This is a genomic window from Nocardioides sp. Z22_16, assembly GCF_058134365.1.
Window position 1 is genome coordinate 603,989 of sequence record NZ_JBYTTI010000001.1, and the last position, 26,233, is coordinate 630,221.

Annotated in this window: 27 protein-coding genes and 1 tRNA gene; 12 read left to right on the forward strand and 16 right to left on the reverse strand. The window is 73.0% G+C overall.

Features of this window, described 5'->3' with window-relative positions; translation table 11 throughout:
* Window position 1: 1 nt before the first annotated feature.
* The 11 genes from pstS to AC3X7R_RS02950 all read right to left on the reverse strand — a co-directional run bounded on the left by pstS (window position 2) and on the right by AC3X7R_RS02950 (window position 10,253).
* Window positions 2–1,102, reverse strand: a complete 1,101-nt coding sequence (gene pstS, locus AC3X7R_RS02900) for a phosphate ABC transporter substrate-binding protein PstS (RefSeq protein WP_489964053.1) — start codon at window positions 1,100–1,102, stop codon at window positions 2–4.
* Between the two features lie 133 nt (window positions 1,103–1,235).
* Window positions 1,236–2,108 carry an NUDIX hydrolase gene (locus AC3X7R_RS02905; RefSeq protein ID WP_489964054.1) on the reverse strand — a complete coding sequence of 291 codons (873 nt, stop codon included), beginning with the start codon at window positions 2,106–2,108 and terminating at the stop codon, window positions 1,236–1,238.
* A 50-nt stretch (window positions 2,109–2,158) separates the two neighbouring features.
* Window positions 2,159–3,742: an ABC transporter permease gene (locus AC3X7R_RS02910; RefSeq protein WP_489964055.1), complete on the reverse strand. Its 1,584-nt coding sequence runs from the start codon at window positions 3,740–3,742 to the stop codon at window positions 2,159–2,161.
* A complete protein-coding gene (locus tag AC3X7R_RS02915) occupies window positions 3,739–4,629 on the reverse strand; it encodes an ABC transporter ATP-binding protein (RefSeq protein WP_489964056.1) in 891 nt (296 codons plus the stop codon). Before AC3X7R_RS02915 ends, AC3X7R_RS02910 begins: the two co-directional genes overlap by 4 nt.
* Before the next feature lie 140 nt (window positions 4,630–4,769).
* Window positions 4,770–7,031, reverse strand: coding sequence for a heavy metal translocating P-type ATPase (locus AC3X7R_RS02920; RefSeq protein ID WP_489964057.1), 2,262 nt, complete (start codon window positions 7,029–7,031; stop codon window positions 4,770–4,772).
* Window positions 7,021–8,016 carry a DUF8832 domain-containing protein gene (locus AC3X7R_RS02925; protein WP_489964058.1) on the reverse strand — a complete coding sequence of 332 codons (996 nt, stop codon included), beginning with the start codon at window positions 8,014–8,016 and terminating at the stop codon, window positions 7,021–7,023. Before AC3X7R_RS02925 ends, AC3X7R_RS02920 begins: the two co-directional genes overlap by 11 nt.
* A gap of 57 nt (window positions 8,017–8,073) precedes the next feature.
* Window positions 8,074–8,280, reverse strand: coding sequence for a heavy-metal-associated domain-containing protein (locus AC3X7R_RS02930; protein WP_489964059.1), 207 nt, complete (start codon window positions 8,278–8,280; stop codon window positions 8,074–8,076).
* 23 nt (window positions 8,281–8,303) lie between these two features.
* Window positions 8,304–8,594, reverse strand: a complete 291-nt coding sequence (locus AC3X7R_RS02935) for a metal-sensitive transcriptional regulator (protein ID WP_489964060.1) — start codon at window positions 8,592–8,594, stop codon at window positions 8,304–8,306.
* 108 nt (window positions 8,595–8,702) lie between these two features.
* Window positions 8,703–8,864: a hypothetical protein gene (locus AC3X7R_RS02940; protein ID WP_489964061.1), complete on the reverse strand. Its 162-nt coding sequence runs from the start codon at window positions 8,862–8,864 to the stop codon at window positions 8,703–8,705.
* A gap of 339 nt (window positions 8,865–9,203) precedes the next feature.
* Complete coding sequence (locus AC3X7R_RS02945) at window positions 9,204–9,407, reverse strand: cold-shock protein (RefSeq protein ID WP_068108172.1); 204 nt, start codon at window positions 9,405–9,407, stop codon at window positions 9,204–9,206.
* 318 nt (window positions 9,408–9,725) lie between these two features.
* The gene (locus tag AC3X7R_RS02950; RefSeq protein ID WP_489964062.1) at window positions 9,726–10,253 is read right to left on the reverse strand and encodes a MarR family winged helix-turn-helix transcriptional regulator; all 528 of its coding nucleotides are present in this window, start codon (window positions 10,251–10,253) and stop codon (window positions 9,726–9,728) included.
* Between the two features lie 73 nt (window positions 10,254–10,326).
* On the opposite strand from AC3X7R_RS02950, the gene idi reads away from it, so the two are divergent.
* From idi to AC3X7R_RS02980, 6 genes are read left to right on the forward strand one after another with little or no spacing between them, the layout of a single operon-like run.
* A complete protein-coding gene (idi, locus tag AC3X7R_RS02955; RefSeq protein WP_489964063.1) occupies window positions 10,327–11,007 on the forward strand; it encodes an isopentenyl-diphosphate Delta-isomerase in 681 nt (226 codons plus the stop codon).
* Window positions 11,004–12,119, forward strand: coding sequence for a polyprenyl synthetase family protein (locus AC3X7R_RS02960; protein ID WP_489964064.1), 1,116 nt, complete (start codon window positions 11,004–11,006; stop codon window positions 12,117–12,119). Before idi ends, AC3X7R_RS02960 begins: the two co-directional genes overlap by 4 nt.
* Window positions 12,116–13,033, forward strand: coding sequence for a phytoene/squalene synthase family protein (locus tag AC3X7R_RS02965; RefSeq protein WP_489964065.1), 918 nt, complete (start codon window positions 12,116–12,118; stop codon window positions 13,031–13,033). Before AC3X7R_RS02960 ends, AC3X7R_RS02965 begins: the two co-directional genes overlap by 4 nt.
* Window positions 13,030–14,691 (forward strand): phytoene desaturase family protein, encoded by a 1,662-nt coding sequence (gene crtI, locus AC3X7R_RS02970; RefSeq protein WP_489964066.1) that lies wholly within the window; start codon window positions 13,030–13,032, stop codon window positions 14,689–14,691. The genes AC3X7R_RS02965 and crtI overlap by 4 nt, the downstream gene beginning before the upstream one ends.
* On the forward strand, window positions 14,688–15,047 hold the full coding sequence (locus tag AC3X7R_RS02975) for a lycopene cyclase domain-containing protein (protein ID WP_489964067.1): 360 nt from the start codon (window positions 14,688–14,690) through the stop codon (window positions 15,045–15,047). Before crtI ends, AC3X7R_RS02975 begins: the two co-directional genes overlap by 4 nt.
* Window positions 15,044–16,231, forward strand: coding sequence for a prenyltransferase (locus tag AC3X7R_RS02980; RefSeq protein WP_489964068.1), 1,188 nt, complete (start codon window positions 15,044–15,046; stop codon window positions 16,229–16,231). The genes AC3X7R_RS02975 and AC3X7R_RS02980 overlap by 4 nt, the downstream gene beginning before the upstream one ends.
* Here AC3X7R_RS02980 and AC3X7R_RS02985 read toward each other — a convergent pair.
* Both AC3X7R_RS02985 and AC3X7R_RS02990 read right to left on the reverse strand, forming a co-directional pair.
* Entirely contained in the window at window positions 16,197–16,961 is a 765-nt protein-coding gene (locus AC3X7R_RS02985; RefSeq protein ID WP_489964069.1) for a glycosyltransferase family 2 protein, read from the reverse strand. The genes AC3X7R_RS02980 and AC3X7R_RS02985 overlap by 35 nt on opposite strands.
* Window positions 16,958–17,536, reverse strand: coding sequence for a DUF2238 domain-containing protein (locus AC3X7R_RS02990; RefSeq protein WP_489964070.1), 579 nt, complete (start codon window positions 17,534–17,536; stop codon window positions 16,958–16,960). The genes AC3X7R_RS02985 and AC3X7R_RS02990 overlap by 4 nt, the downstream gene beginning before the upstream one ends.
* A 280-nt stretch (window positions 17,537–17,816) precedes the next feature.
* Between AC3X7R_RS02990 and AC3X7R_RS02995 the strand changes: the two genes are divergently transcribed.
* Window positions 17,817–18,662 (forward strand): resuscitation-promoting factor, encoded by an 846-nt coding sequence (locus AC3X7R_RS02995; protein ID WP_489964071.1) that lies wholly within the window; start codon window positions 17,817–17,819, stop codon window positions 18,660–18,662.
* 192 nt (window positions 18,663–18,854) lie between these two features.
* On the opposite strand, the gene AC3X7R_RS03000 is transcribed toward AC3X7R_RS02995, so the two are convergent.
* From AC3X7R_RS03000 to AC3X7R_RS03010, 3 genes are all read right to left on the reverse strand, one after another.
* Complete coding sequence (locus AC3X7R_RS03000) at window positions 18,855–19,199, reverse strand: cupin domain-containing protein (RefSeq protein WP_489964072.1); 345 nt, start codon at window positions 19,197–19,199, stop codon at window positions 18,855–18,857.
* Window positions 19,200–19,259: 60 nt separating this feature from the next.
* On the reverse strand, window positions 19,260–20,693 hold the full coding sequence (locus AC3X7R_RS03005) for an FAD/NAD(P)-binding protein (RefSeq protein WP_489964073.1): 1,434 nt from the start codon (window positions 20,691–20,693) through the stop codon (window positions 19,260–19,262).
* A 217-nt stretch (window positions 20,694–20,910) separates the two neighbouring features.
* Window positions 20,911–22,635, reverse strand: coding sequence for a carboxypeptidase-like regulatory domain-containing protein (locus AC3X7R_RS03010; RefSeq protein ID WP_489964074.1), 1,725 nt, complete (start codon window positions 22,633–22,635; stop codon window positions 20,911–20,913).
* Between the two features lie 292 nt (window positions 22,636–22,927).
* Between AC3X7R_RS03010 and AC3X7R_RS03015 the strand changes: the two genes are divergently transcribed.
* The 5 genes from AC3X7R_RS03015 to AC3X7R_RS03035 all read left to right on the forward strand — a co-directional run bounded on the left by AC3X7R_RS03015 (window position 22,928) and on the right by AC3X7R_RS03035 (window position 26,231).
* A tRNA-Lys gene (locus tag AC3X7R_RS03015) sits at window positions 22,928–23,003 on the forward strand.
* Between the two features lie 184 nt (window positions 23,004–23,187).
* The gene (locus AC3X7R_RS03020; protein WP_489964075.1) at window positions 23,188–23,718 is read left to right on the forward strand and encodes a TasA family protein; all 531 of its coding nucleotides are present in this window, start codon (window positions 23,188–23,190) and stop codon (window positions 23,716–23,718) included.
* A 125-nt stretch (window positions 23,719–23,843) separates the two neighbouring features.
* Entirely contained in the window at window positions 23,844–24,485 is a 642-nt protein-coding gene (locus AC3X7R_RS03025) for a signal peptidase I (protein WP_489964076.1), read from the forward strand.
* Between the two features lie 130 nt (window positions 24,486–24,615).
* The gene (locus AC3X7R_RS03030; RefSeq protein WP_489964077.1) at window positions 24,616–25,833 is read left to right on the forward strand and encodes an Ig-like domain-containing protein; all 1,218 of its coding nucleotides are present in this window, start codon (window positions 24,616–24,618) and stop codon (window positions 25,831–25,833) included.
* Window positions 25,833–26,231, forward strand: a complete 399-nt coding sequence (locus tag AC3X7R_RS03035; protein WP_489964078.1) for a hypothetical protein — start codon at window positions 25,833–25,835, stop codon at window positions 26,229–26,231. Before AC3X7R_RS03030 ends, AC3X7R_RS03035 begins: the two co-directional genes overlap by 1 nt.
* Window positions 26,232–26,233 lie beyond the last annotated feature (2 nt).

Sequence of the window (26,233 nt, forward strand, 5' to 3'; positions counted from 1 at the left end):
GTCACCCGGCCGAGATGGCGTCGACGTGACCCTGCGCCTCCTGGGCGAGGGCGTCGGCGAGCGGCGCGGAGCCGGCGTTCTCCTGGGCGGTGGCCTGGCCCTCGTCGCTGAGGACGTAGGTCAGGTAGCCCTTGACCAGCTCGGCGGTCTCGGCGTCCTCGTAGGTGCCGCACGCCATCAGGTAGGAGGTCAGCACGATCGGGTAGACACCGGCCTCGTCGGTCTCGTAGTCGAGGTCGAAGACCATGGAGGTCTCGGCACGGCCCTCGACCCGCGGGGAGACCTCCAGGATCTTGGCGGCCGCCTCGGCGGTCGGCGCCACGAACTCCTCGCCCACCTGGACCCGGGCGACGCCCAGGTCCCCGGCCTGGCTGGCGTCGGCGTAGCCGATGCTGTTGACCCCGTTGCTGACCGCGGAGACGACGCCGGAGGTCTGGTTGGCGCCCTCCCCGGCCTTGATCGGCCACTCCTCCACCTCGCCGTGCGGCCAGGCGTCGGGGGCCACCACCGAGAGGTAGTGGGTGAAGTTGCCGGTGGTGCCCGACTCGTCGGAGCGGTGGACGGCGGTGATGGCGGCGTCCGGCAGGTCGGCGTCGGGGTTGGTCTCGACGATGGCCGGGTCGTCCCAGCGGGTGATCTTGCCGTTGAAGATCCCGGCGATCACCTCGGGGGTCAGGTTGAGCTCGTCGACGCCCTCGACGTTGAAGACCACCGCGATGGGAGAGACGTAGTTGGGGATCTCGATCGGCGCCGCGGTGCACCGCTCGGTGGCCGCGGAGAGCTCGCCCTCGTCGTCGTCGAGGTAGGAGTCGGAGCCGGCGAAGGCGAAGCCGCCGGAGACGAAGCCCTCGCGGCCGCCGCCCGAGCCGGTGGGGTCGTAGTTGACGGTCACGTCGGGGTTGGCCTGCTGGAAGCCGGCCCGCCAGGCGTTCTGAGCGGCCTCCTGCGAGCTGGCGCCACCCCCGTTGAGGGTGCCGGAGAGACCGCTCGGCGTCTCGCCGTCGGCCGAGGCCTGCTCGTTGCCCGCCGCGCAGGCCGAGAGGGTCAGGGTGAGGGCCGCGATACCGGGGACGATCACCCGGCGGAAGGAAGTGCTCGTCACGTCGTTGTCTCCTGAGTCTTCATGAGTGCTGACAACAGGAGTGAAGACCGCCGAGGTGACCATCGCCCCGGACGTCGGTGAACGCCGGGTGAACGGGGGTCGGGAGTTGGCGGAAGCCGGGTGCCGTCAGGCCTCAGGGAGCGCCGAGGAGCTCGGTCGCGACCACCCGGCCCCCACGGTGGTGGACCACCACCATCCCGCCCTTCTCCAGCTTCGTCGCCGGCAGCCCGAGGGCGTCCAGGACCGCGGGCAGCACCGGGCGGTGGGAGCACAGCACCGCGCACTCCTCCCCCCGGAGGAGCTGCTCGACCAGTGCCGTCACCGCGCGCGCGGTGGCGCCCTCCTCGCTGAGCGCGTCGGTCGCCTCGATCGCCAGCCCGTCGGCGGCGAACGGCGCGACGGTGTCGACGCAGCGGGTGGAGCTGGAGGTGACCACGCGGGTCACGCCGTACGCCGCCAGCACGGGCGCCAGGGCTTGGGCCTGCTCGGCGCCGACGTCGGTGAGCGGCCGCTCGCGGTCGTCACCGTCCCAGGCCTTGCGCGGCAGCGCCACCGCGTGGCGCAGCACCACCAGGGCCTCGGTACGGCGACGCACCCGCTCGGCGTGCCCCAGGGTCTTCCGGTCGCGGGCGTAGGTCAGCCGTGCGGCGGCGTCGGACCACGGCACCCAGGCGACGCGGTCGATCTCGGCGGCGCGCGTGTAGTGGTCGACCGCGTCGTCCCCGCTCACCCGGCCGGCCCAGTAGTGCACCACCTTGTCGCGCCCGCCGATCACGTAGCGCTGGGGCGGCAGCGGCACCCCCAGGCGCACCCGCAGTCCGGTCTCCTCCTCGACCTCGCGGGCCGCGCAGGCCCGCAGCGGCTCGCCGGGATCGAGCTTGCCCTTGGGGAAGGACCAGTCGTCGTACCGAGGGCGGTGCACCAGCAGCACCTCGTGGCCAGGACGGGTGACGACCGCCCCGGCGGCCACGATCTCCGCGCTCCCGGCGGGACCCTGCGTCGGCATGGCGGCAGTCTCACACACCCTGATGACGGGCCGATGACGGGCGGTGGCGCTCAGCCGGTCAGGTCGCGGCGGCGTAGCCCGGCCAGCCCCACACCGGCCGCGACGACGGCCAGGGCGAGCACCACCGTCGCGGGCACCGGGTCCCAGGGGTCGGCCGGAAGCAGCGGCAGGTGCCAGAACGGGGAGATGCCCGCCACCGCGTCCGGCAGGTCCAGCAGGTCGCCCAGGTAGGACTGGAGGAGGGCGAAGGCGAAGAACGCCCAGGCCAGCACCGTCCACCGCGGCCCCCACCCGAGGAGCAGCACCACCGAGGCGGCCACCAGCAGCACCGCCGGCACGGTCGCCAGGCAGGCGCCCAGCACCGGCCAGAAGAGGTCGGAGTCACCCGAGACCAGGGCATGGGTGCCGGCCATGCCCACCCCCATCAGCAGCATCACCAGCAGGGTCCCGCCGACGGTGACCCCCAGGTGCCCCAGCGCCCACCGGGTCCGGGAGACGCCGGTGGCCAGCACCACCTCGGCCCGGCCGTCGGTCTCCTCGTGGCGCAGCCGCATCGCCGAGGAGACGGCGTACGCCGAGGCGAGCACGGCGAGGAACGAGACGGCGAAGCCGAAGTAGCCGCGGACCACGTCGTCGAGCCGGCCGCCGATGACCTCGGCGATCCCGGGGTTGGACTCCACCAGCGTCTCCACCTCACGGCCGACCGCCCCGAAGAGGCAGCCCAACGCCAGCAGGCCCGCCCCCCAGCCCAGCGTCATGCCCCGCTGCACCCGGAGCGCCAGCCCGAACGGGGTACCCAGCGAGGCCGGCGCCCGCGGCCGCCCGCCCCGGGGCCGCAGCAGACCGGCCCCGAAGTCACGGTGCGCCGTGAGCCACCCCGCCCCCGCGAGGACCAGCCCGGCGAAGGCGAGGAGCAGCAGGAGCGGCCACCACCGCTGGTCGCCGTAGGCCCGCACACTCTCCTGCCAGCCGAACGGGGAGAGCCAGACGAGCCGGTCGCCCCGGACGGCGCCGACGCCGCGGACCAGAAAGAGGACGCCGAGCACCGCGATCGCCAGACCCAGCGCGCCGCGCGCCGAGGAGGCCACCTGTGCGGCCACCGCGGCCACGGCGGTGAAGGCCAGCCCGACGCCGACCAGGGCGGCACCGTGCAGCAGCGAGCCGCTCGCCGGGAGGCCGGCGGCGATGAGCACCGCGGCGTCCAGCAGACCGACGAGCAGACAGGCGCCGGTGGCGACCAGCAGCGTCGCCGCGATGGCGGCATGCCGACCGAGCACCGTGCTGCGCAGCAGCTCCGCGGCGCCCGACTCCTCCTCGGCCCGGGTGTGCCGGACCACCAGGAAGGTGACCATCAGGGCGACCAGCACCCCCAGGGTCGCGGTGAGCTCGTAGGCGGTGATGCCGCCCAGCGTGTCCACGGCGTACGGCGTCCCGTTCAGGAGCTTGCCGGCGGCGCTGCTCTCGACGGTGGCGCGGTAGCCGGACACCTTGGCGGGGGTGTCGTAGAGGGACTGCAGGGACGCCGACGAGACGGCGGTGAGCGCGGTGAGGCCGACGACCCACAACGGCAGCCGGACCCGGTCGCGGCGCAGCGCGAGCCGGACCAGGTGACGGGTGCCGGTCAGGTCGCTCACTGCTCGATCCGCTCGCCGTACTGCTGGAGGAAGAGCTCCTCCAGGGTCGGGGGGTGGGCCTGCAGGGAGAGGAGGCCGGCGTCGGAGAGGTAGCGCAGCGCCTCGCCGACGCGGGCGGAGTCGACCTCGAAGGAGACCCGCCCGTCCTGGCGCTGCACGTGGTGGACACCGGCGACCTCGTCGAGTCCGACGGCCGGTCGCGCGGTCTCCGCCACCACGGTGGTGCGGGTCAGGTGCCGCAGGTCGGCGAGCGACCCGCTGAGCACGTTGACGCCCACGCGGATGATGCTGACCCGGTCGCAGAGCGCCTCCACCTCGGCGAGGATGTGGCTGGAGAGCAGCACCGTGGCGCCCTCGGCGCGCATCTCGTGCACCACCCGCTGGAACTCCGCCTCCATCAGCGGGTCGAGCCCGGAGGTCGGCTCGTCGAAGAGGTAGAGCTCGACCCGGGAGGCCAGCGCGGCGACCAGCGCGACCTTCTGGCGGTTGCCCTTGGAGTAGGTGCGCGCCCTGCGGGTGGGGTCCAGCTCGAACCGCTCGAGCAGCTCCGCGCGCCGGCGCTCGTCGAGCCCGCCGCGCATCCGCCCCAGCAGGTCGATCACCTCGCCCCCGGTCAGGGTGGGCCACAGGTTGACGTCGCCGGGCACGTAGGCGAGGCGGCGGTGCAGCTCGGCGGCCTCGCGCCACGGATCGCCGTCCAGCAGCCGGACTCTCCCCTCGTCTGCCCGCAGCAGCCCCAGCAGCACCCGCATCGTGGTCGACTTCCCCGACCCGTTGGGCCCGAGGAACCCGTGCACCTCGCCGGTCTCCACCCGCAGGTCGAACCCGTCCAGCGCCCGCACGGTGCCGAAGGTCTTGACCACCCGCTCGATCTCGATCGCGCTCATGTGCTCACTGTGGCAGCCCCCAGCGGGGTGGGGAGCTTGCTCCGGTTTCCCCGCTCAGGCGGGGATGTGCGAGGTTCGTGGGGGCTGCATGCGCCACAAACCCTGTGGAACCCCGCCTGAGCGGGGAAACCAACCGCCGCCTACCGGAAGCGGCGGAGGCGGAGGCTGTTGGTCACCACGAAGACCGAGGAGCAGGCCATCGCGGCGCCGGCGAGCATCGGGTTGAGCAGGCCCGCAGCGGCGAGCGGGAGGGCGGCGACGTTGTAGGCGAAGGCCCAGAACAGGTTGCCCTTGATCGTCGAGAGGGTGCGGCGGGAGAGGCGTACGGCGTCCGCGGCGGCGCCGAGGTCGTCGCGGACCAGCGTCAGGTCGCTCGCCTCGATGGCCACGTCGGTGCCGGCCCCCATCGCCAGGCCGAGGTCGGCCTGGGCCAGGGCGGGGGCGTCGTTGACGCCGTCCCCCACCATCGCCACCACCCGGCCCTCGTCCTGGAGCCGCTTGACGACCTCGACCTTCTGCGCGGGCAGCACCCCGGCGACGACCTCGTCGATCCCGACCTGGGCGGCGACCGCACGGGCCGCGCCCTCGTTGTCGCCGGTGACCAGCAGGGGGCGCAGGCCGAGCCGGCGGAGCTCCGCGACGGCCGCGGCGGAGCCTTCCTTCACGGTGTCGGAGACCACGAGCACGCCCCGGACCCGGCCGTCCCAGCCGACCGTGACCGCCGTACGCCCCCCGGACTCGGCGGCCGCGACCGCCGCGGCCAGGTCGGCCGGCAGGTCGCCGTCCCCGACCGTGGAGGCACGCCCGACCGTCACCACCCGGCGCTCGCCGTCGACGTCGACGACCGCGCGCGCCCCCAGCCCGGGCAGGACCTCGAACTCCTCGGCCGCCGGACGGTCCGGCGTCGCCTCGACCACGGCACGCGCGATCGGGTGCTCGGAGCCGGACTCGACGGCGGCGGCCACGGCCTGCAGCCGCTGGGGGTCCTCACCGTCGCCGGCGACCACGTCGACCAGCGACATCCGGCCGGTGGTCACGGTGCCGGTCTTGTCCAGCACCACGGTGTCGACCCGGCGGGTCGACTCCAGCACCTCGGGCCCCTTGATCAGCACCCCCATCTGGGCGCCGCGGCCGGTACCGACCAGCAGCGCGGTGGGAGTCGCCAGGCCGAGCGCGCAGGGGCAGGCGACGATGAGCACCGAGACCGCCGCGGTGAAGGCCGCGCTGGTGGTGGCGCCGGCGCCGAGCCAGAAGCCGAGGGAGGCGGCGGCCAGCAGCAGCACGACGGGGACGAAGACGCCGGAGACCCGGTCGGCCAGCCGCTGCACCTCGGCCTTGCCGGACTGTGCGTCCTCGACCAGCCGGGCCATCTGTGCCAGCTGGGTGTCGCCGCCGACCCGGGTGGCGCGCACCAGGAGCCGCCCGCCGGTGTTGACGCAGCCGCCGACCACCTCGGAGCCGGCACTCACCTCGACCGGCACCGACTCGCCGGTGACCATCGAGGCGTCGACGGCCGAGGTCCCGGTGACCACGACCCCGTCGGTGGCGATCCGCTCCCCCGGCCGGACGACGAACTCGTCGCCGACCACCAGCTGCTCGACCGGGACCCGGGTCTCCACACCGGCGCGCAGCACCGCGACGTCGCGGACGCCGAGGTCGAGCAGGGCACGCAGAGCGGCCCCGCTGGCCCGCTTGGCCCGCTTCTCGAACCAGCGCCCGGCGAGGAGGAAGGTGGTGACCCCGGCGGCGACCTCGAGGTAGAGGTTCATCGTGGGGTCGCCGCGGGCGATGGTCAGCTCGAACTCGTGGGTCATGCCGGGCTCGCCCGCCGAGCCGAGGAAGAGCGCGTAGAGGGACCAGCCGGTGGCGGCCAGCACCCCCATCGAGACCAGGGTGTCCATGGTCGTCGCGCCGTGGCGCAGGTTGGCCCACGCGGCCCGGTGGAAGGGCCACGCGCCCCAGGTCACCACGGGGGCGGCGAGCACCAGGGACGCCCACTGCCAGTGGTCGAACTGCCAGGCCGGCACCATCGCGAGCACGATCACCGGCAGCGACAGCAGCGCGGACCAGACCAGGCGGGTGCGCAGCGCCTCGACCTCGGCGTCGCGCCGGTCGGGGGCCGGCTCGGCACCCGCTTGGGACGCCGCGGACGCCGGGGGCGCGGGGAGTGCCGCGGAGTAGCCCGCGGCGGCCACGGTCTCCAGGAGCACGTCGGGGGTGACCGACTCCGGGAAGCGCACCCTGGCCTTCTCGGTGGCGTAGTTGACCGAGGCGGTGACCCCGTCGAGCTTGTTGAGCTTGCGCTCGATGCGGTTGGCGCAGGACGCGCAGGTCATCCCGGAGATGTCGAGCTCGAGGTCGGACGTGGGCTCCGCCTGCCCCACGGTCTGCTCAGTGGTCATGGCTCCCCTCCTCGTGCTCGTGACCGGCCCCGTCGCCCGCCCCGTCGCCGGTGGGCGGGCCGCCGGCCACCACGGTGAAGTCGGCGGTACGGACGGTCCCCTCGTGCTTGAAGTCGAGGAAGAGGCGGTAGGTGCCCGGGGTCGGGAAGGTGGTGTCGAAGGTGATCTCCGGTCCGCCCGGACCGGTGCCCTCACCCTCGGGGTGCACGTGGAGGTAGCCGAGGTCGCCGGCGCGCAGGGCCACCAGGTGACCGTGGGCGCCGAGGTAGGGCTGCAGGTCGTCGACCGGCCTCCCGACGCGACGTACGCCGAGGGTCAGCTCGGTCGCGACGCCGGGCGCGGTCTCTCCGTCGAGCGTCACCTCGTAGTCGCCCACCCGGTCGCTCCGCCGGTCCCGCTCCTCGGGGGCCGGGGCGAAGCGGCCGGAGACCGACAGGTCGTCGGCGAGGGTGACCTGCTCCCAGCCGCCGGGGACGAAGTCGGCGATCACCCGCCAGCTGCCGGCGGTGAGGTCGGCGCGGGTGGTCCAGAGACCGGTCTCCTGGTCGAGGACGGGGTGGACGTGCTGGAAGCCGACGAGATCGCGCCGTACCACGATGAGGTGCAGCTCCCTCTCGTGCTGGGTCTCGTAGTCGAGCAGGGGCCGTCCGCTGGAGGTCTCGATCGTGAAGGCGAGGCGGGCCCCCTGGCTCGCCCGCACGGCGCGGTCCGCCAGCACGAGGGTGAACCCGTCGGCGCGGGCGGTGAGCCCCGAGACGTCGTGGTCGCCCGCCGGCGAGGCCGACCCCTCCTCGTGGGCGGCCTCCCCGTGGGCGGCTGCGCCAGCGTCGTGACCGGGGCCGTCGTCCCCGTGAGCGCCCGGGTCGTCGGCGTGCACCTCGGGCTCGACGTCGACGGGTCCCACCGCCCGGCCGACCCCCACGGCGAGCGCGAAGGACGCGACCAGGGCGGCGACGAACGCAGCGACGCGCAGAGGTGTGCTCATCCTCGACCTCCTCGTGCTGGGACTCGTGCTGGGACTCGTGCTGGGGACCGGCGGTCGTCAGGCCAGCGCGTAGCCGGCTTCCTCGACGGCCTCCCGGACGGCGGTCTCGTCGACCGGCTCGTCACTGGTCACGGTGAGCGCGCCGGTCTCGAGGACGACGTCGACGGCGCTGACGCCCGGGACCTCGCCGACCTCCTCGGTGACGGAGGCGACGCAGTGCTGGCAGGTCATGCCGGTGACGGTGAAGGTGGCGGTCTGGGACACGGGTGCTCCTCGGATCGGGGTGGTCAGGACTTCACGAGTCGGGTGATGGCGGCCATCGCCTCGTCGACCTTGGCCTGGGCCTCGGCGTCTCCGGCGCGGGCGGCGTCGACGACGCAATGGCTCATGTGGTCCTGCAACAGGCCGAGGGAGACGGCCTGCAGAGCCTTCGTCATCGCGCTCACCTGGGTGAGGATGTCGATGCAGTACTTCTCCTCCTCGACCATCCGCTGCAGCCCCCGCGCCTGACCCTCGATGCGGCGCAGTCGGGCGAGGTACTCCTCCTTGCCCTGGATGTAGCCGTGGTGATGGTCCATGCCCTCACGGTACCCCTGGGGGGTACCCGTATCAAGAGAACGGGGAGAAGCAGAAAGGGCCCTCGCCACGAGGTGGCAGGGCCCGTCGGATCCGAGGAGGAAGGAAGGTCAGCGCTGGTGAGGCACGGGGGCGACGCCGAGGATGCGGTCGATCTCCTCGGTGGTCAGCGGGTCGTCGGACTCGCTCGCGGCGATGATCAGCGTGGTGGTGAGCTCCACCTCGCCGATGAGGTCGCCATCCTCGAGCGTCACATCGAACGGATCGTGCACGAAGCGAGCCTCCTCACGGCTGATGGTCGAATCCGGATTGTGGGTGTGATCTGCGGCCTGCGCGGAACATCAGGTCTAGCGTGCCCTTTTTGGAGGGCCGTAAACAGCCGATCCCCCAAACATCCCCCAAGTGAGGGAGACGCCGCATAGCCCACTCGGGCCTTGACAGGGCACCCAGTCACATGTCCGAGCGCTGAGACAGTTTACAACTGAGCCCCCGGTGTTCAAGGGACCCGCGCCCAGTGGACCCTGGGCGCCGGCCATGAACGGACCGAGGCCCCGTCCTTGCGGACGGGGCCTCGGCACGAAGTCGTGGAACAGGTGCTCCACGTTCGAGAATCACACAGCGCGGACGTTCTCCGCCTGCGGGCCCTTGGGCCCCTGGGTGACGTCGAACTCGACCTTCTGGTTCTCGTCCAGGGACTTGTAGCCCTGGGTCTGGATCGCCGAGTAGTGCACGAAAACGTCGTCGCCGCCGTCCTCCTGCGCGATGAAGCCGAAACCCTTCTCGGCGTTGAACCACTTCACGGTGCCTTGAGCCATTGCTCTGTTACTCCTGTTATCGGGCGAGAGGCCGTCACTTCGACGACCCCGCATCAGATGCGGTGACACGTCGCTCCGACCCGGGGTATCGCACTCGAGAAGAAACGCCGTTGGATCACAAACTCCGCGGGCGTCTACCTGCTGGAACTTGCACCTGTTGCGCCAACCACACTACCAACAAAGCGCCTCTTGACCAGATCCCGAACGGGCCAATTCCCACTGATTGGGTGAACTTCTCGTTACGAGGGACTCACGCCGGGCCGCCCAGGACCGTCCACCCGGCGCCAAACCGCCGGCCGGCGAGCGGCGCCGGGCCGCCTACCCCCCGACGTCGAGCCGGCCCTTCTCCATCTCCCGGGTCAGCGCCTGGAGGAACTCCACGAGAGCGGGCCGCGCCTCCGGGGGCACGGCGGCGGCGATCTCCTTCATCCGCTGGTGCATGTCGTCGAGGTGGGCGTGCATCTCCTGCCGGGCCCGCGCGGTGGGGACCAGCAGGACCGAACGACGGTCCGCGGGGTGCGGAGTCCGCTCCAGGCGCCCGGAGTCCACCAGCCGGTCGACCAGGTTGGTGGTGGCGGCGGTGGTGATCTGGAGGTGGTCGGCGAGCTTGCGCGGAGTGACGCCATGCGGCTCGGGCGACCCCGCGTCCTCGGCCTCCTGGACCCGACGGATCACGTGCCTGAGCGCCTGGAGGTCGGTGGTGTTCACCGCCATGGAGCTGCCGACGCGTCGGCGCATCTCCCGGTCGGCCCGGACCAGGTGCCTGACCGCGCGCAGCAGCTCCCTCTCCTCCAGGGTGTACTCGGAGGTCATCCGGGTACTCGGGTACTCAGCGTCGTCGGTCACAGAAGTATCTTACTAGGTTGATATCTAGTTTGCCTAGTAATACGCTGTCTGTTCCGACACTGGAGGTACGGCGATGGAACGCACCCTCACCCGAGAAACGGGTCCCGGGTCCTCGACCCCGGGGGGTCAGACGCTGCCCGACCGTCTCCCCTCGGGCGACCCTCGCGACCTCGTCGTCCTGCTCGACGAGCAGCACCTCCCCGTCGGGACCGCTCCCCGCGAGGACGTGCACGGCACTCACACCCCGTTGCACCTGGCCTTCTCCTGCTGGCTCCTGGACGGCGCGGGCCGGGTGCTGATGACCCGCCGCGCCCTGGGCAAGCGCTCCTGGCCGGGCGTGTGGACCAACTCCTTCTGCGGCCACCCCCGCCCCGACGAGGCGGTGGTGGCCGCCGTACGCCGCCACGGCCGCGCCGAGCTCGGCCTCGAGGTCACGGGCGTCACCCCGCTCCTGCCCGACTTCTCCTACCGCGCGGTCGACGCCTCGGGGGTGGTGGAGAACGAGTTCTGTCCCGTCTTCCGCGCCTTCGCCGCCGCGCCCCCCGAGCCCGACCCCGACGAGGTGGTCGAGCACGCCTGGGTCGAGGTGGACGACCTGCGGACCGCGCTCGCCGCCGCCCCGTGGGCGCTCAGCCCGTGGCTGCGCGAGCAGGCGGCCGCCCTCGACGCCGCCGACTCGTGGTCCGCGCTGATCGCCCCCCGCACCGAGCCCGACCCGGACCCGGACCCGCCCACCCAGGAGACCGACCGATGACCGTCCAGCGCGAGATCGACCGCCTCCTGAGACCGGCCCGGCAGCTCCAGGGGCTTCCCCGCGACCGGGCCGCGCTGGCCGCCGCCCTCGACCTGGGCAGCCAGGGCGGGAAGCGGTTCCGCCCGTGGATGCTCACCAGCGTGCACGAGGCGCTCGCCCGCGACGAGGTGACCGCCTCGCGCTCCGCCGTGGTCGACCGGGTCGCGGCGGCCGTCGAGCTGCTGCACACCGCCTTCGTGATCCATGACGACGTGATCGACAACGACGACACCCGGCGGGGGCGGCCGAGCGTGCCGGGCTGGTTCCGGGCCGACGCCCGCGCCCTCCCCGGCGAGCGCCGGGCGGGGGACGACGGCACCGCGGGCGACGACGTCTACGCCCGCGCCGGCGCGGTGCTGACCGGGGACCTGGCCCTCGCGGCCTCGGTCCGCGCGGTCGCCACCTGCGGGGCCGAGCCGGCGGTGGTGACCCGGCTGCTGGACCTCCTCGACACCACCCTCCTCGTCTCGGCCGCCGGAGAGCTGGCCGACGTCCGGCTCGCCCACGGCGCCGGTGCCAGCGCCCCGGAGGAGGCGCTGGTCGAGGCGCTGGAGATGGCGGAGTACAAGACGGCCGCCTACTCCTTCGTGCTCCCGATGCAGGCCGGCGCCGTGCTGGCCGGCGCCGAGGAGCACGTCGTACGGGCCCTCGGCGAGGTCGGGCGGCGTCTGGGCATCGCCTTCCAGCTCCTCGACGACCTGCAGGGGGTCTTCGGGGCGGGCGAGGTGACCGGCAAGGACCCGCTCGGCGACCTGCGCGAGGGCAAGCGCACCCCCCTGGTGGTGCACGCCGCGCGGAGCCCGCACTGGCCGCGGGTGGCACGCCACCTCGGCGACCCGGCATTGACCGAGGCACAGGCCGCCGAGATCCGCAGCGCCCTGGTCGAGGCAGGCTCGCGCGACTTCGTGGAGTCGCTGGCGGCGGAGCACCTGGACGCGGCCCGCGCCCAGGCCAGCGCCTTCGACCTCCACGAGCGCCTGGTCGACCCGCTGGTGCAGGCGTGGTCGCCCCGGCCCGCCGCACCGCACGCTCACCCGCCGACCGTGGCGGTGGCAGCCGCGGGGGCGGCATGAGCGCCGCGACGAACCCACCGCTCCCGCACGGACCCGGGCCGGACGGCGCAGGCGGCCCGCCCGCGCCGTACGAGCTCTACGACCAGGTCGCCGAGGCCACCTCGGCGCTGGTGATCAAGCGCTACTCGACCTCCTTCGGGATGGCCTCGCGCCTGCTCACCGAGCCGGTCCGCACCCACGTGTGCAACGTCTACGCCCTGGTGCGGGTCGCCGACGAGATCGTGGACGCGCCCCGCCCCGACGGGCGCCGCGCCCACCAGGCGCTGCTGCTCGACGGGCTGCAGGCCGACGTGCACGACGCGCTGCGCACCGGGCACAGCGCCAACCTGGTGGTCCACGCCTTCGCCCGCACGGCCCGCACCTGCGGCGTCGGGCCCGAGCTGATCGACCCGTTCTTCGCCTCGATGCGCACCGACCTCTTCCGCGAGGAGCACGACGAGGAGAGCTTCGCGGAGTACGTCTACGGGTCGGCCGAGGTCGTGGGTCTGATGTGCCTGCGCGCCTTCCTGGTCGGGCGTCCCGGTGCCGAGCGGGAGTACCTCGAGCTCCGCGGCGGCGCCCGCCGCCTCGGCGCCGCCTTCCAGAAGGTCAACTTCCTGCGCGACCTGGCCTCCGACTGCGACGAGCTGGGGCGCAGCTACTTCCCCGGCCTCGACGTGGAGGCCTTCGACGCGGCCGACCGCGACCGGCTCCTCGACGACATCGACGCCGACCTCACGGCGGCCGCCGCCGTGGTGCACCGGCTGCCCACCGGGAGCCGGCGTGCCGTCGCCGCCGCCCACGCGCTCTTCGCCGAGCTCTCCCGCCGGCTCCGCCAGACCCCGCCCGAGGAGATCCGCACCCGCCGGATCCGGGTGCCCGGGGCGCGCAAGGCGCAGGTGATCGCCCGCGCGGTGGCGAGGGGCGTCTCGTGACCGAGCCCCTCGCAGCCGGCGGCGCCGAGAGCGCCCCGGACCGCCGGCGCGTCGCGGTGGTCGGCGGCGGCATCGCCGGGCTGGCCACCGCCGCCCTGCTGGCCGACGACGGCTGGTCGGTCGACCTCTTCGAGCAGCGCGACGAGGTGGGCGGCCGGGCGGGCAGCTGGAGCAAGGACGGGTTCCGCTTCGACACCGGCCCGTCGTGGTACCTGATGCCCGAGGTCTTCGACCACTTCTTCCGGCTGCTCGGCACCAGCGCCGAGGAGCAGCTCGACCTGACGCTGCTGGATCCGGGCTACCGGGTCTTCTTCGAGGGGTACGACGAGCCGCTGGAGATCCACACCGACCGGGACCGGAACCTCGCCACCTTCGACTCCGTGGAGCCGGGCGCGGGCAAGCGGCTCGCGGAGTACCTGGCGTCGGCCTCGGACGCCTACCGGATGGCGGTCGACCACTTCCTCTACACCAGCTTCGACTCCCCGCGCTCCCTGCTCCACCCCGAGGTGCTCCGGCGCACCCCGACGCTGCTCGGGCTGCTCGGCCGGTCGCTGGAGTCGCACGTCGCCGCCCGCTTCACCGACCCGCGGCTGCGCCAGGTGCTGGGCTACCCCGCCGTCTTCCTCGGCTCCTCCCCGGCCAGGACCCCGTCGATGTACCACCTGATGAGCTCCCTCGACCTCGCCGACGGGGTGCTCTACCCCCAGGGCGGCTTCAGCCGGCTGATCGAGGCGATCGCCGACCTGGCGCGGGACCGGGGCGTCCGGATCCACACGGGGGCGACGGTGACCTCGCTCGACACCGCACCGGCCGGACGCCGCGGGCGGACCCGGGCCCGGGTCTGCGGGGTCGCCTGGCGCGACGCCTCCGGGGCGGAGCACCGCCAGCCCGCCGACGTCGTGGTCGGGGCGGCAGACCTCCACCACCTGGAGACCGAGCTGCTCCCCCGCGACCTGCAGACCTACCCGGAGTCCTGGTGGCGACGGCGCGACCCCGGTCCCGGCGCGGTCCTGGTCTACCTCGGCGTGGCGGGCGCGCTGCCGGAGCTGGAGCACCACACGATGTTCTTCACCAGCGACTGGGACCGGAACTTCGGCGACGTCCTCGGCCGCCCAGGGCGGGTCCCGGACCCGGCCTCCTCCTACGTCTGCCGCCCCTCGGCCACCGACCCCTCGGTGGCCCCCGAGGGCAGCGAGAACCTCTTCATCCTCGTCCCCGTCCCGGCCGACCCCGGGCTGGGACGCGGTGGCACCGACGGGGCCGGCGACGCGGGAGTGGAGAAGGTGGCCGACGCCGCGATCGCCCAGGTCGCGGAGTGGGCGGGCGTCCCCGACCTCGCGGAGCGGATCGTGGTACGCCGCACGGTCGGCCCCGGCGACTTCGCCGCCGACCTCAACGCGTGGTCCGGCGGCATGCTCGGCCCCGGCCACACGCTGCGGCAGAGCGCCTTCCTGCGGGCCCGCAACGCCTCCCGCCGGGTCGAGGGGCTGCTCTACGCCGGCTCGAGCACCATCCCGGGCGTCGGGCTGCCGATGTGCCTGATCAGCGCCGAGCTGGTGCTCAAGCGACTGCGCGGCGACCGCTCGACGGGACCGTCGGCCGAGCCGGACGCGCTTCCCCGGCCCCGGCACCGGGGCCGGCCGCGGGGGGCCGTGTGAGCCTGCTCTACCTGGGTTTCGTGGTCGTCTCCACCCTCTGCATGGGCCTGGTCGACCACCGCTGGCGGCTCTTCCTCTTCCACCGGCCGCGGGTGGCCCTGGCCGCGGTGGCCGCCGGCTTCGTCCTCTTCCTGGTCTGGGACCTGGTGGCGATCGAGCTGGCGCACTACAGCAAGGGCGACTCCCCCGCGATGACCGGCCTCGAGGTGGCCCCCGAGCTCCCCGTCGAGGAGCTCTTCTTCATCGTCTTCCTCAGCTATCTCACCGGGGTGCTGCACGGGCTCTTCCGGATGCTGCTCACCCCCCGCACCCCGGAGGGCCCCGGGGTCTCCAGCCACCAGGAGGGCGCGCCGTGACCTACCTGGGACTGGCCGGCCTCTTCCTGGCCGCGACGCTGCCGGTGCTCCTGCTGGCGGTCCTGCTCCGCCGCCCCGACCGCTACTGGTGGGCCGCCACCGCGGCGACCGCCCTCGCGCTGGTGGTCCTCACCGCCGTCTTCGACTCGCTGATGATCGCCGCCGACCTCTTCCGCTTCGACGAGAGCTCCCTCTCCGGGGTGCACGTGGGTCTGGCGCCGCTGGAGGACTTCGCCTGGCCGCTGGCGGCGGCGGCCGTGGTGCCGTCGGTGGTGCTGCTGCTCTCCCCCGGCCGCCGGGGCTCGCGCGGAGGCCGGGTCGCCCAGCTGCTCGCCTCCTCGCGCCCCCTGTCGTGGGTCAACACCGCCTTCCCGTTCGGTGCCGCCTACCTGCTCGCCGGCGGCGGCCTCGACGCGGCGTTCTGGCTCGGCTGCCTGTGGTTCCTGGTCCCCTACAACCTGCTGATGTACGGCGTGAACGACGTCTTCGACTACGAGTCCGACCTGCGCAACCCCCGCAAGGGCGGCGTGGAGGGGGTGGTCCTGGACCGGGGGCTGCACCGCGCCACGCTGTGGGCCGCGGGGCTCTCCAACCTGCCGTTCGTGGTGGCGCTGCTGGTGCTCGGGTCGCCGACCTCGGCACTGGTGCTGGCGGTGAGCGTCTTCGCGGTGGTCGCCTACTCCGCGCCCGGGCTGCGCTTCAAGGAGCGGCCGTTCCTCGACTCGGTGACCTCGAGCACCCACTTCGTCAGCCCGGCCGCCTTCGGTCTCGCGCTGGCGGCCGCCCGCGGCGCCGACGTCACCCTGGACGGGACCGTGCTCGCCGCCCTTGGCGGGTTCTTCGCGTGGGGTGTGGGGTCGCACGCCTTCGGGGCCGTGCAGGACGTCGTCGCCGACCGCGCGGGCGGGATCGGCTCGATCGGCACGGTGATGGGCGCCCGGACCACCACCTGGTTCGCCCTCGGGGCCTACCTGCTGGCGGGCCTGCTGCTCCTGCTGCTGCCCTGGCCCGCGCTGCTCTCCGCGGCGCTGGTGCTGCCGTACGTCGCCAACGTGGCGCCGTACCTGTCGATCACCGACGAGGAGTGCGAGCGGGCGAACGCCGGGTGGCGCCGCTTCCTCCTGCTCAACTTCCTCACCGGCTTCCTGGTCACCCAGCTGATGATCTGGATCGCGCTGCGCTGAGCCGGCGCTCCCGCAGGCTGGCCTGCCACCGCTCCCACGGCGGCTGCACCGCCCAGTTGAGCCGGAGCGTGGTGACGGCGCGCGCCATCCGGCGGCGCAGCTGCGGCAGCCCGCGCACCGACCGCCCGGAGACGCCGACCCTCATCCCGGGCACGAAGCGGATGAGGGCGCGGGGGCCGAGGACGAAGGCCAGGTCGAGGTCGTCGTGCACGTCGGCGGTGGTGTGCACCCCGGCGCGGACGCGCTCCCAGGCGCGGCGGCGCACCGCCATGCTCGAGCCCCACAGCGGCAGGTGCCCCAGGGCCAGGTGGGTGAGCGCGAAGTAGGAGCCGAGGTAGACCAGGCCGGCGAGCTGGCGCAGCCCCGGGGGGAGGTCGTGGAACCGTCCCCCACCGGTGACGGCGTCGACCCGCGGGTCCGCCATCGCCCGCGCGACCTGGGCCACCCAGTCGGGGCCGGGGCGGGAGTCGGCGTCGAGCCGCCCGATGACCTCGCCCCGAGCGGCGTCGTAGCCGGCGGCGGCGGCGGGCGGGATTCCCGCCCGCGGCTCGACCACCACCCGGGCGCCGTGCGCCCGGGCCACGGCCGCGGAGTCGTCGCTCGACCCGTTGTCGACCACCACGACCTCCAGGGGCGGCACCGTCTGGTCCGCCAGCAGGCGCAGGCACGCGGCCAGCTCGACGGCGTCGTCGCGCACCGGGATGACGACCGAGACCGTGGGCCGGCTCACCGGGCACCTCGTCGCGTCGTGAGCCCGCCGGCACGCGGGAGGGTCCGCGCCACCAGCAGGCCGGCGACCACGGCACCCAGGACGCCGGCGGCGAGGTCGCCGACGGTGTCGTCGTACCCGACCTGGATCCGGGGGTCGATCCAGGTGTGCCCGACCCACTCCCCGATCTCCCAGAGGCCCGCCAGCGCGGCTGCCAGCGCGGCGGTGACGACCACCGCCCCCAGTCGCGGACGGGCCATCGTGTCACCGGCCCGCTCGGGGGACGGGAGGGCGCCGACCCGCACCAGCAGCTGCCAGCAGAGCACGCCGATCAGGCCGGTGGCCAGGGCGTGGACGACGAGGTCCAGACCCATGACGGTGACGTACCAGTCCAGCTGGGCGGCCCACGCCCCGACGAGCAGCACCAGGCAGAAGAGGGCGTCCAACCAGGCCGGCGTGCCCAGCGCGCGGGGCAGCATTACCCCGCCGAGCACGAGGAAGAAGAGGGCGAAGCCGAGCCAGCCGTAGAGCACCGTTCCGGCGACCACGCTCACCAGGGTCGCCAGCCGCACCAGGTCCGGAGCGGTCAGGGGCATGGGACGAGCCTAGAGGGTGAACTGGCTCACCCCCTCAGTGCCGGGCCACGCCTGGAAGCGGCGGGCGCGACACGCCCGACTCGTTGACGATTGGACAACGACGGGGGGGTGTGTGTTGTCGTGGGCGGGTCGCGGCGGTGCAGCTGAGCTCCCGAAATCGTCGAGGCGCCTCCCCATCGCGAGGCGCCCGCGCCGTGACCTCGATGCCCGGCAAGGCGGCGTCGCGTCCGAGCGCCAGGGCATCCCCCGTCACCGGCGCAGAGCCCGAATGAGGAAACACTTGCGCGCACACATCCGCACCACCCCGTCGCGTCGCGGCTTCGGCCGCGTCGTCCCCGGCGTCGTCGCAACCGGCACGGCCGCCCTGGCGCTCACCCTGTCGACGGGCCTGGTCCCCGGCACCGTCCAGGCCGCGCACGCCGCGCCGGACCTGGCCGACGGCCAGGTCGCCGTGACCGTCGACGTCCCCCAGCGGCCGCTCTTCCAGGTGGCCGCCGACTCCCGCACGTGGCCGGCCGAGATCCTCGAGGGCTCCGGCATCGAGGTCGACGGCAACGACCTGGTCAAGGTGGTCCGCAAGGGCCGCTTCGTCAGCGGCACCGGCAAGAAGGTCCGCCAGGGCGACCGCGTCAAGCTGATCGACGTCCGCAAGCGCACCCAGGTCAAGCGGGTGCGCATCAAGCCCCGCACCGTCGAGGTCTCGACCACCAAGATCGACCCCGGCAAGCGCAAGGTCGTCCAGCAGGGCAAGCCGGGCGTGCAGCGCGTCAAGGCGCGCCGTACGACGCACAACGGCAAGCTCGTCGAGTACGACGTCGTGCAGCGGACCACCCTGAAGAAGGCGACCCCGCGGCGCGTGCTGGTCGGCCGGAAGGCGACCACGGTGCCCGGCACCGGCGGCCTCAACTGGGCGGCGCTGGCCCGCTGCGAGTCGGGCGGCAACCCCCGCGCCGTGAACCCGGCCGGCTACTACGGGCTCTACCAGTTCAACGTCGGCACCTGGAACAGCGTCGGCGGCTCCGGCATGCCGCACCTCGCCTCGCCGGCCGAGCAGACCTACCGGGCCAAGCTCCTCCACCAGTCGCGCGGCGCCCAGCCGTGGCCGTACTGCGGCCGCTTCCTCTGAGCCGCCTCGCCTCGCGGACGTCATACGGAGGGCGGGCGTGCGCCGCCCCTTCGTATGACGCCCCGCAGGGGCTCGGATAGTCCTGCCCCGCGGAGGTGGGTGGGGCGTTCGAAGGGTTCGTGGGGCATGCAGGCCCCACGAACCCTGTGGTTCCCCGCCCAGGCGGGGAAACCGGCGAGAAACGCCGCCAGGTCAGGTCCCCGGGACCCCGTGGACGGCGACGGTGAGCAGCACCGCGGCGTCCTCGACGGCCTCGAGGTCGTGGCGGGTCGGGGGGATGAGCAGGTACTCCCCCGGCCCGCCCTCCCACGTCTGGTCGCCGGCGTGCAGCCGGACCCGGCCGTGCAGCACCTGGAGCGTGGCCTCTCCCGGGCTGTCGTGCTCGCCGAGCCGGTGATCGGCCAGCAGCGCGATCAACGTCTGGCGCAACGCGTGCTCGTGCCCGCCGTGCAGGGTGTGGGCGCTGCGGCCGGGTCCGCTCTCACGAGCCTTGGCGAGATGCTGGTCGACGAGCTCGGTCAGGGACGTGCTCTCCATGGATACTCCGTCGGATCGGGGTGGCTGTCCTGCCCACGTACCCCATCTCAGGCTGAGGACTCAGACCTCAGGCTCGGCGCCCGCCCCCAGCACGGCGGCGGCCACCTGGAGCGCCTGTACCCGGATCTCCGGGATCGCGGTGCTCTCCCACAGCTCGCCCCGGCGCAGCGCGCCCAGCACCCATACCGGCAGCGCGCCGTCGACGCCGAGCAGCTGTCCCTCGCGACTCCGCAGGCCCAGGCCGAGCTCGTCGGTGCCGGCGACGGGGTCGCCGCCGCCCACACCGAGCAGGCTGTCCAGGACCGGGTTGCCGAGGGTCCGCAGGTCCTGCCGCGGTCCGGTGCAGTTGACGACCCAGCCGACCCGGAGTCGCTCCCCGTCGGCGACGGTGACGACGAGCGCGTCGCCGTCGGCGTCGACGGCCGTGATCTTCCCGGCCCGCACCTCCAGCCGGCCCGCGGCGCGGTGCTGGGCCAGGGCGGTGTCGCTGGCGGGCGGGATGCGGTGGCGGTGCACCCCCCACTCACCGGCCACGTCGCGCAGGAACGACCGGCGGTCCGCGACGGCGAGGCGGTTCCACAGCTCCGCCACCCGGTAGCGGATGCCGTCGATCGCGGGTCGCCAGTCGCCGTTGAGCTGGGCGACCGCGGAGACGTGGGCGTGGGCGGCGGCGCGGATCTCGGGCAGCGTCGTCCCCCAGGCCCGCACGTCGGGGACGACCTCACCCAGGTAGGAGGAGGCGTGCGGCTGGGGCAGCCGTCCGTTGCGGGAGAGGGCGACGACCCGTCGCCCGGGCGCCGTGGCGAGGACGCTGAGCGCCACGTCGACCATGGTCAGGCCGGTCCCGACGACGAGCACGTCGCCCCCGCCGTCGCCCCCGCCGTCGCCAGCGGCCGCCAGCTCCGCCAGCATCGGGTCGAGGGCACCCGGGCGCCAGGGGTCGGCGATGTAGCGGGGCTCACCGGAGAGGTCGCGCGGGGCCCAGGCGTCACCCACGCTGGGCAGGCCGGTGGCCAGCACCGCCCGGTCGGCGTGGAGCTCGGCGCCGTCGTCGGTGGTGACGGTGACGCCCTGGGGCGTCGGTACGACGGCCTGAGCGAGGCGGTGCACGTGCGAGACGGCCACCCGGTCACCGGCCGCGGCCAACGCCTGCAGCCAGCGCTGGCGCAGGTAGCGCGCCCACTCGCGGCGGGGAGCGAACCAGTAGCTGGCGTCGTCACCCGCGACCAGACCCTGCTCGGCGCACCAGGTGGCGAAGTCGAAGCGGTCGTCGGGGTCGCACGACATCCCGGCGGCGGGCACGTTGAGCAGGTGCTGGGGGTCGGTGGTGGAGAACGCGGCACCGGCGACGAGCTGTGGAGAGGGGTCGACGAAGGTGATCGCGAGCCCGCCCGCGCCGGAGGCGCCCTGTCGCACCAGGTTGAGGGCGACCAGCGTGCCGGCGGCGCCGGCACCCACGATCGCGATCCGCAGCGCACCGTCTGCAGGGGACATCACCGGCTCCTCACCGAGCAGCCGCCGGAGGAGTCACGGCGAGAACTCACGTTAGTACACATTGTTAATGCAGTTTAGGGTGTCGCACTCGAGGACGTGAATCCGGGAGCCCCGCGCCGAGGTCCGGCGGGCGGGCCACCCCTGAGGGAGCCGGCCGGGGCTGGAATGCCGACAGGGCCCCGCCGGACGAGTCCGGCGGGCCCTGCTCAGGAGCCGGCTACTTCTTGACCTTCTTGGCCTGGGTCTTCGTGACCAGCTTCGGGTAGCCCGGCGCGGTGACCGTCACCTTCGCCTGGATCTTCTTGCCGGCGTACTTCTTGGCGATCTTGAACTTCGACTTGGTCGCCTTCTTGATCTTCTTGCCGTTGACGAACCACTGGATCTTCACCTTGGCGCTCGAGGGCGTCACGGTGCCGACGACGACCTTCAGGGTGCGACCGACCTTGGCCGAGCCCTTCGCGGCCGGGACGCCACCCGGCGTACCGAGCCCGATGGCCGGCGCCGGCGCGGGCGCGGTGGGCGCGGGGACCGGCTGCGCGGGGACCTGAGGCTCGGGGCCCGGCGTGAGCACGACCGGCGGAGCCGGGGCGGGCGGGGCCGGGACGGGCTCGTCGGTGGCGGGGGGCGGGGTGTAGTCGTCCTCCTCCTCGTCGAGCATGACGTTGATGTCGGCCGTGGTGTCGCCGGTCGTGACGGTCACGTCCGTGGCGGTCTGCACGGTGGCGGCGTCGAGGTAGTACTCGGTCTTGTGGGAGTGGTGCTCGAACTCGAGACGGACCGTGCCGGCCAGCAGCTTCGGGATGTCGTAGCGACCGTCCTCGTCGGTGTAGTCGCTGTACTCCCCACCGGTGGTACGCGGCTGCCACGAGCCCCCGACCAGGTCGTAGACGGTCACGCTCGCGCCGCGCAGCGGGTCGCCCCACGCGTCGGTCACCTGTCCGGTGACCGACGCGGCGAGGTCGAGCTCGAAGTCCTCCAGGGCGACGTCGGCGCGCTCGACGACATCGATGTCGTCGGCCTGCTCCACGGTCGGCGCGTTCGAGTAGTACTCCGTGGCGTAGACGCCGCTCCAGTCCTGGAAGCCGAGACGGTAGGTGTCGTCGGCCAGGTTGTCGAAGGTGTAGTCACCCTCGTCGTTCACGAACGCCCAGTCGAAGCCGTCCCAGCTCTCGGTGCGCGCGTCCCACCGGTAGAGGTACAGGGAGTCCTCGATGGGGTGACCCTCCACCACCGTCAGGTGGCCGGAGATGCTGCCTCCCTCGACGAGCTCGACGTTGTTGTCGACCTCCGCGACCCCACCCTCGGCCACGGTGATGTCCTCGGCGTGCTCGACGTCGAGCACGTCGTCGTAGTACTCCTCCACCAGGTTCTGGTGGCTGAACCCCAACCGGTAGGTGCCGGCCTTGAGGCCGTTCACGTCGTAGGTGCCGTCAGGCCGGACGTAGACGGCGGACTCGTTCTGCCACTCCGAGTAGTCGTCGCCCCCGACGTCGACGAACGCCTCCACCCTGACGTCCTCCGGCGCGAAGCCGTCCGGCACGGTGACGGTGCCCCGGATGTGCGCCGACTCCTCGAGCTCGGCGTCGATGTCCACGACGGGTACGCCGTCCGGCACGACGACGTACGTGGCGTCGGCCCGCCGGGCCACGTCCTCGTAGTACTCGCCCGCCAGGTCGTGGGTGTCGTCGAGCACGTCGCCGAACTCGACCACGTAGTCGTCGGCCGGCAGGTCGTCGATGGTGTAGGTGCCATCGGGCCGGCTCACCGCGTAGTAGTAGTCGCTCTGGTCCGTGCTGGCCCACACCTCGACGGACTCGAGGGGCTCGCCCAGGGGGCCGGTGACGGCGCCGCTGATCGAGCCTCCCGGCGCGGCGGACGCACCGGGCGCGATCAGCACGGTCGCGGCCGAGGCGAGGAAGAGTGATGTTGAGGCAACGAGCAACTTGCGTGGCGACGGGCGCACAAGACCTCCAGGTCCATAGCCGCCAGCACGTCCAGCGGTCCTTCAGCAGGCTGTCACCGAAGCACCGCCAGCGAGGGCGAACAGCGGAACTCCTGCTCCTGGTGCCCCAACGTCCCAGGTGGGGAGAGACGCGAGGAGCCACGTGGGGAGCCACCTGAGGAGCGCAGCGTGCCGGGACGGCCTGGGAGTCACCCTCGCCCCGGCTCTGACAGAATGACGCCGCGGCCGTGGGGTTGTCCGGGGGTTCGTCGGACGAGGATCCCCACGTCCCGGGCCTCTAGCTCAATTGGTAGAGCACCGGACTTTTAATCCGTTGGTTCAGGGTTCGAGCCCCTGGAGGCCTACCACTCCTGCCGCCCGTCTCCTCCGGACACCACCTCCGTGTCCTGGGGTTACTGAAGAGTTCTCAAGTGGGGGCTTGGGGGAGGAAACGCGTGGTCTTCCTGTGGATCGCCGCTCCGTAGCGTTTCTTCCATCAACCGGGCTGGTCGGCACAAAGCTGGCAGTCAAGAACCCCAGGAGCAGAAGATCATGCGCAACACCAAGAAGGTCCTCGTCCCGCTCGCCACCCTCCTCGCCGCCGGCGCCATCGCAGTGGGCTCGGGCGCCTCCTTCAACTCGACCTCCAGCAACACCATCAGCTCGGTCACCTCCGGCACCCTGACCCAGGAGAACTCGAAGCAGGGCCAGGCGATCTTCGACCTGACGGAGATGAAGCCCGGCGACACCCTCAACGGCTCGCTGACCCTGACCAACACCGGGTCGCTCGATGCCCGGTTCGGCCTCACCGAGGTCTCCTCGAACAACGGCTTCACCGGTGAGAACCTCACCCTGACGATCAAGAACACCACGACCGGCACCCAGGTCTTCACCGGCACTTTCGGCGCTCTCATCGACGGGGAGAAGCAGGGCCTCGGCGTCATCGAGGACGGCGACTCCAACACCTTCGTCTTCACCGTGGCCCTCGCCCAGGCCACCGGCAACGACGACCAGGGCAAGTCCGCCAACGCCGTCTACGCGTGGGACTCCGTCCAGCTGGACGGCCAGACCACCGACCAGTGATCCCCGCTCCGGGCTCCCAGCAGGGTTGATACGGCGGGGCGCCCCTGGGCGCCCCGCCACCCCCCTGTGCGGCCCCGGGCCGACACACCGCACCCAGCACTCGGCACCCCAGACCAGGAGTCACCGTGAACACGCTCGTCAAGGCCCTCCGCAGGCCGGTGCGACTGCTCAACACGCTGCTGCTGGTCGCCGTGATGGCCGGGTGCGCCGCCTATCTCGTCCCGTCGTTCTTCGGCTACGAGCGCTACATCATCACCGGCGGCTCCATGGCCGGCACCATCGAGAAGGGCTCCGTCGTCTTCGAGAAGGAGGTGCCGGTGGACGAGCTGGCCGTCGGCGACGTCATCACCTACGTCCCCCCGGCCGACAGCGGCGTGACCACCCTGGTCACCCACCGCATCAGCGCCGTCGGGACCGACGAGAAGGGCGTCCCGGTGTACCGCACCAAGGGCGACGCCAACCCCGACGTCGACCCCTGGAAGTTCAGCCTCCTGGCTGACACCCAGCCCGTGGTCGCCTACGACATCCCCTACCTCGGCTACCCCTTCATCTACCTCGCCGACCCCGCCAACCGGATGCTCGTCATCGGCATCCCGGCCGCCGGCATCGCCCTGATGGCCCTGCGCGACCTGGTCCGCGCGCTCCGTCGCACGGACGACGACCCCGCAGACCACGACCCCCGGGACAGCCGGGACGACGCTTCCCCCGCGTGCGACGGCGCGTGCTGCGACGAGACGCGGCCCTCCGCCCCCAGCACGGCCGCGTAGCAAACCGGGGAGCTCCTGAGGCCCTTCTGTGGAAGAGCGGTGGCGGAGTGCGCGATAGCGTCGAACCGACGCGACACCTCACCGCGCCCCACCCCACCCGCACCCGGTCCACCCGAGAGGAGGACGCCCGATGAAGAGCCCACGGTTCCTGAACCTGGTCGGCGTCGTCCTGCTCGCCGGCGCCCTGACCATCGCGTTCCCCGGTCTCTCCTCCGCGGTCTTCACCGCGAGCACCCAGAGCACCGCCAAGGTCAGCGCGGCGAACGACTGGACCCCGCCGACGGTCTCCGTCACCAGCCCCGGCGCCTTCGTCCGCGGTGCCGTCCCCGTGGTGAGCACCGCCCACGACACCAGGTCCGGCGTGGCGAAGGTGACCGTGGAGCGCCAGGCCCCGGGCACCACCGGCTGGTCGCTGCTCTGCACCGCGACCGCCGCTCCGTACTCCTGCTCCTGGCCGACCGCCCAGGGCGTCGACGGGCAGCACGCGCTGCGCGCCACCGCGCTCGACCGTGCGGGCTACCAGGCCACCTCGGCCGTGGTCCGCTCCACGGTGGACAACACCGCGCCGACGGTGACCATGGTCGATCCGGGCAGCCTGCTGACCGGCCGCGAGACCTTCTCCGCCCGCGCCACGGACACCACCTCCGGAGTCGCGCGGGTCGTCTTCCAGTACGCCCCCACCGGCACCACCGCCTTCCAGGACCTGTGCACCGCCGCCACCGCCCCGGCCACCGGCACCACCTGGAGCTGCGCCGCCACCGTCGCGATGGGCGAGGGACGCTACGACCTCCGCGCCGTCGCCACCGACCGGGCAGGCAACCTGAAGACCTCCGCCTCGCTCGCCAACCGGACCGTCGACGACGGTCCCGCCCTGGCCGGAGCCGACATCCAGACCGCGAACGGCGCCGGTGCCCTCCACCAGATCGACCGCGGCGACGTCGTCACCTACACGTTCAACCGCCGGGTCGACCTCGCCAGCATCACGTCCGGCTGGGACGGCAGCCCCCGTACCGTCCCGGTGAAGTTCGGCCTCGGCTTCATCACCGACGACACGATGGAGCCGGTCGGCGTCCACCTCGGCCGGGTCAACCTCGACATGAACTACGTCCAGCTCCTGCCGTTCACCCTGAACGCCACCATGACGGCCACCACGGACACCTCCACCGGTCGCCCCCGGACCGTGGTCACCCTCACCCTCGACGAGGAGCCGCCGTCGGGCCGGGTCCGGACGGTGGACCAGAGCAGCAGGCTCGTGTGGACCCCCTCCGGCTCCGTCACCGACCTGCTCGGCAACCGCTCGTCGACCTCCGACGTCGCCGAGCTCGGCCCCTCCGACAAGGACTTCTGATGACCAGCCACCACCCCACCCTGGCCTCACGGCTCGCGGCCGTGGCGATCCTGCTCGTCGGGCTGCTCCTGGTGCCTCCGATGCTGGCCGGGCCGACCACCACCGTCCTCCTGCTGGAGGGGATCGGTCTCGTCGTGTCCGTGGTCGCCGCCGTCGCGATCTGGCTCACCAACTCGTTCGAGTCGCGATTCTTCGCGGTGCTGCTCTCCCTCGCGGTCCTGGGTGGCGTCGTGCTGACCCTCACCCTGGGCATGCCCGGTGCCTCCGGACCGGAGGACCTGAACGTCGCCCGCATCCTGCTGGTGACGGCCTGCGTGCTCGGCCTCGTGCTGCTGGTCGTGGACTCCCGCATGCGCCGGGCCCAGCGGCAGTCGACGCGCCGCCCGTACTCTCTGTGACC

Bases quoted from the DNA above. Each gene is read 5' to 3' on its own strand.
- AC3X7R_RS02915 (WP_489964056.1), bottom strand. From the start codon at position 4,629: ATGAGCGCGATCGAGATCGAGCGGGTGGTCAAGACCTTCGGCACCGTG.
- AC3X7R_RS02925 (WP_489964058.1), bottom strand. From the start codon at position 8,016: ATGAGCACACCTCTGCGCGTCGCTGCGTTCGTCGCCGCCCTGGTCGCG.
- AC3X7R_RS02935 (WP_489964060.1), bottom strand. From the start codon at position 8,594: ATGGACCATCACCACGGCTACATCCAGGGCAAGGAGGAGTACCTCGCC.
- AC3X7R_RS03000 (WP_489964072.1), bottom strand. From the start codon at position 19,199: ATGGAGAGCACGTCCCTGACCGAGCTCGTCGACCAGCATCTCGCCAAG.
- AC3X7R_RS03030 (WP_489964077.1), top strand. From the start codon at position 24,616: ATGAAGAGCCCACGGTTCCTGAACCTGGTCGGCGTCGTCCTGCTCGCC.
- AC3X7R_RS03005 (WP_489964073.1), bottom strand. From the start codon at position 20,693: ATGTCCCCTGCAGACGGTGCGCTGCGGATCGCGATCGTGGGTGCCGGC.
- idi (WP_489964063.1), top strand. From the start codon at position 10,327: ATGGAACGCACCCTCACCCGAGAAACGGGTCCCGGGTCCTCGACCCCG.
- AC3X7R_RS03020 (WP_489964075.1), top strand. From the start codon at position 23,188: ATGCGCAACACCAAGAAGGTCCTCGTCCCGCTCGCCACCCTCCTCGCC.
- AC3X7R_RS03035 (WP_489964078.1), top strand. From the start codon at position 25,833: ATGACCAGCCACCACCCCACCCTGGCCTCACGGCTCGCGGCCGTGGCG.
- AC3X7R_RS02920 (WP_489964057.1), bottom strand. From the start codon at position 7,031: ATGACCACTGAGCAGACCGTGGGGCAGGCGGAGCCCACGTCCGACCTC.
- AC3X7R_RS02960 (WP_489964064.1), top strand. From the start codon at position 11,004: ATGACCGTCCAGCGCGAGATCGACCGCCTCCTGAGACCGGCCCGGCAG.
- AC3X7R_RS02990 (WP_489964070.1), bottom strand. From the start codon at position 17,536: ATGCCCCTGACCGCTCCGGACCTGGTGCGGCTGGCGACCCTGGTGAGC.
- AC3X7R_RS02905 (WP_489964054.1), bottom strand. From the start codon at position 2,108: ATGCCGACGCAGGGTCCCGCCGGGAGCGCGGAGATCGTGGCCGCCGGG.
- AC3X7R_RS02945 (WP_068108172.1), bottom strand. From the start codon at position 9,407: ATGGCTCAAGGCACCGTGAAGTGGTTCAACGCCGAGAAGGGTTTCGGC.
- AC3X7R_RS02965 (WP_489964065.1), top strand. From the start codon at position 12,116: ATGAGCGCCGCGACGAACCCACCGCTCCCGCACGGACCCGGGCCGGAC.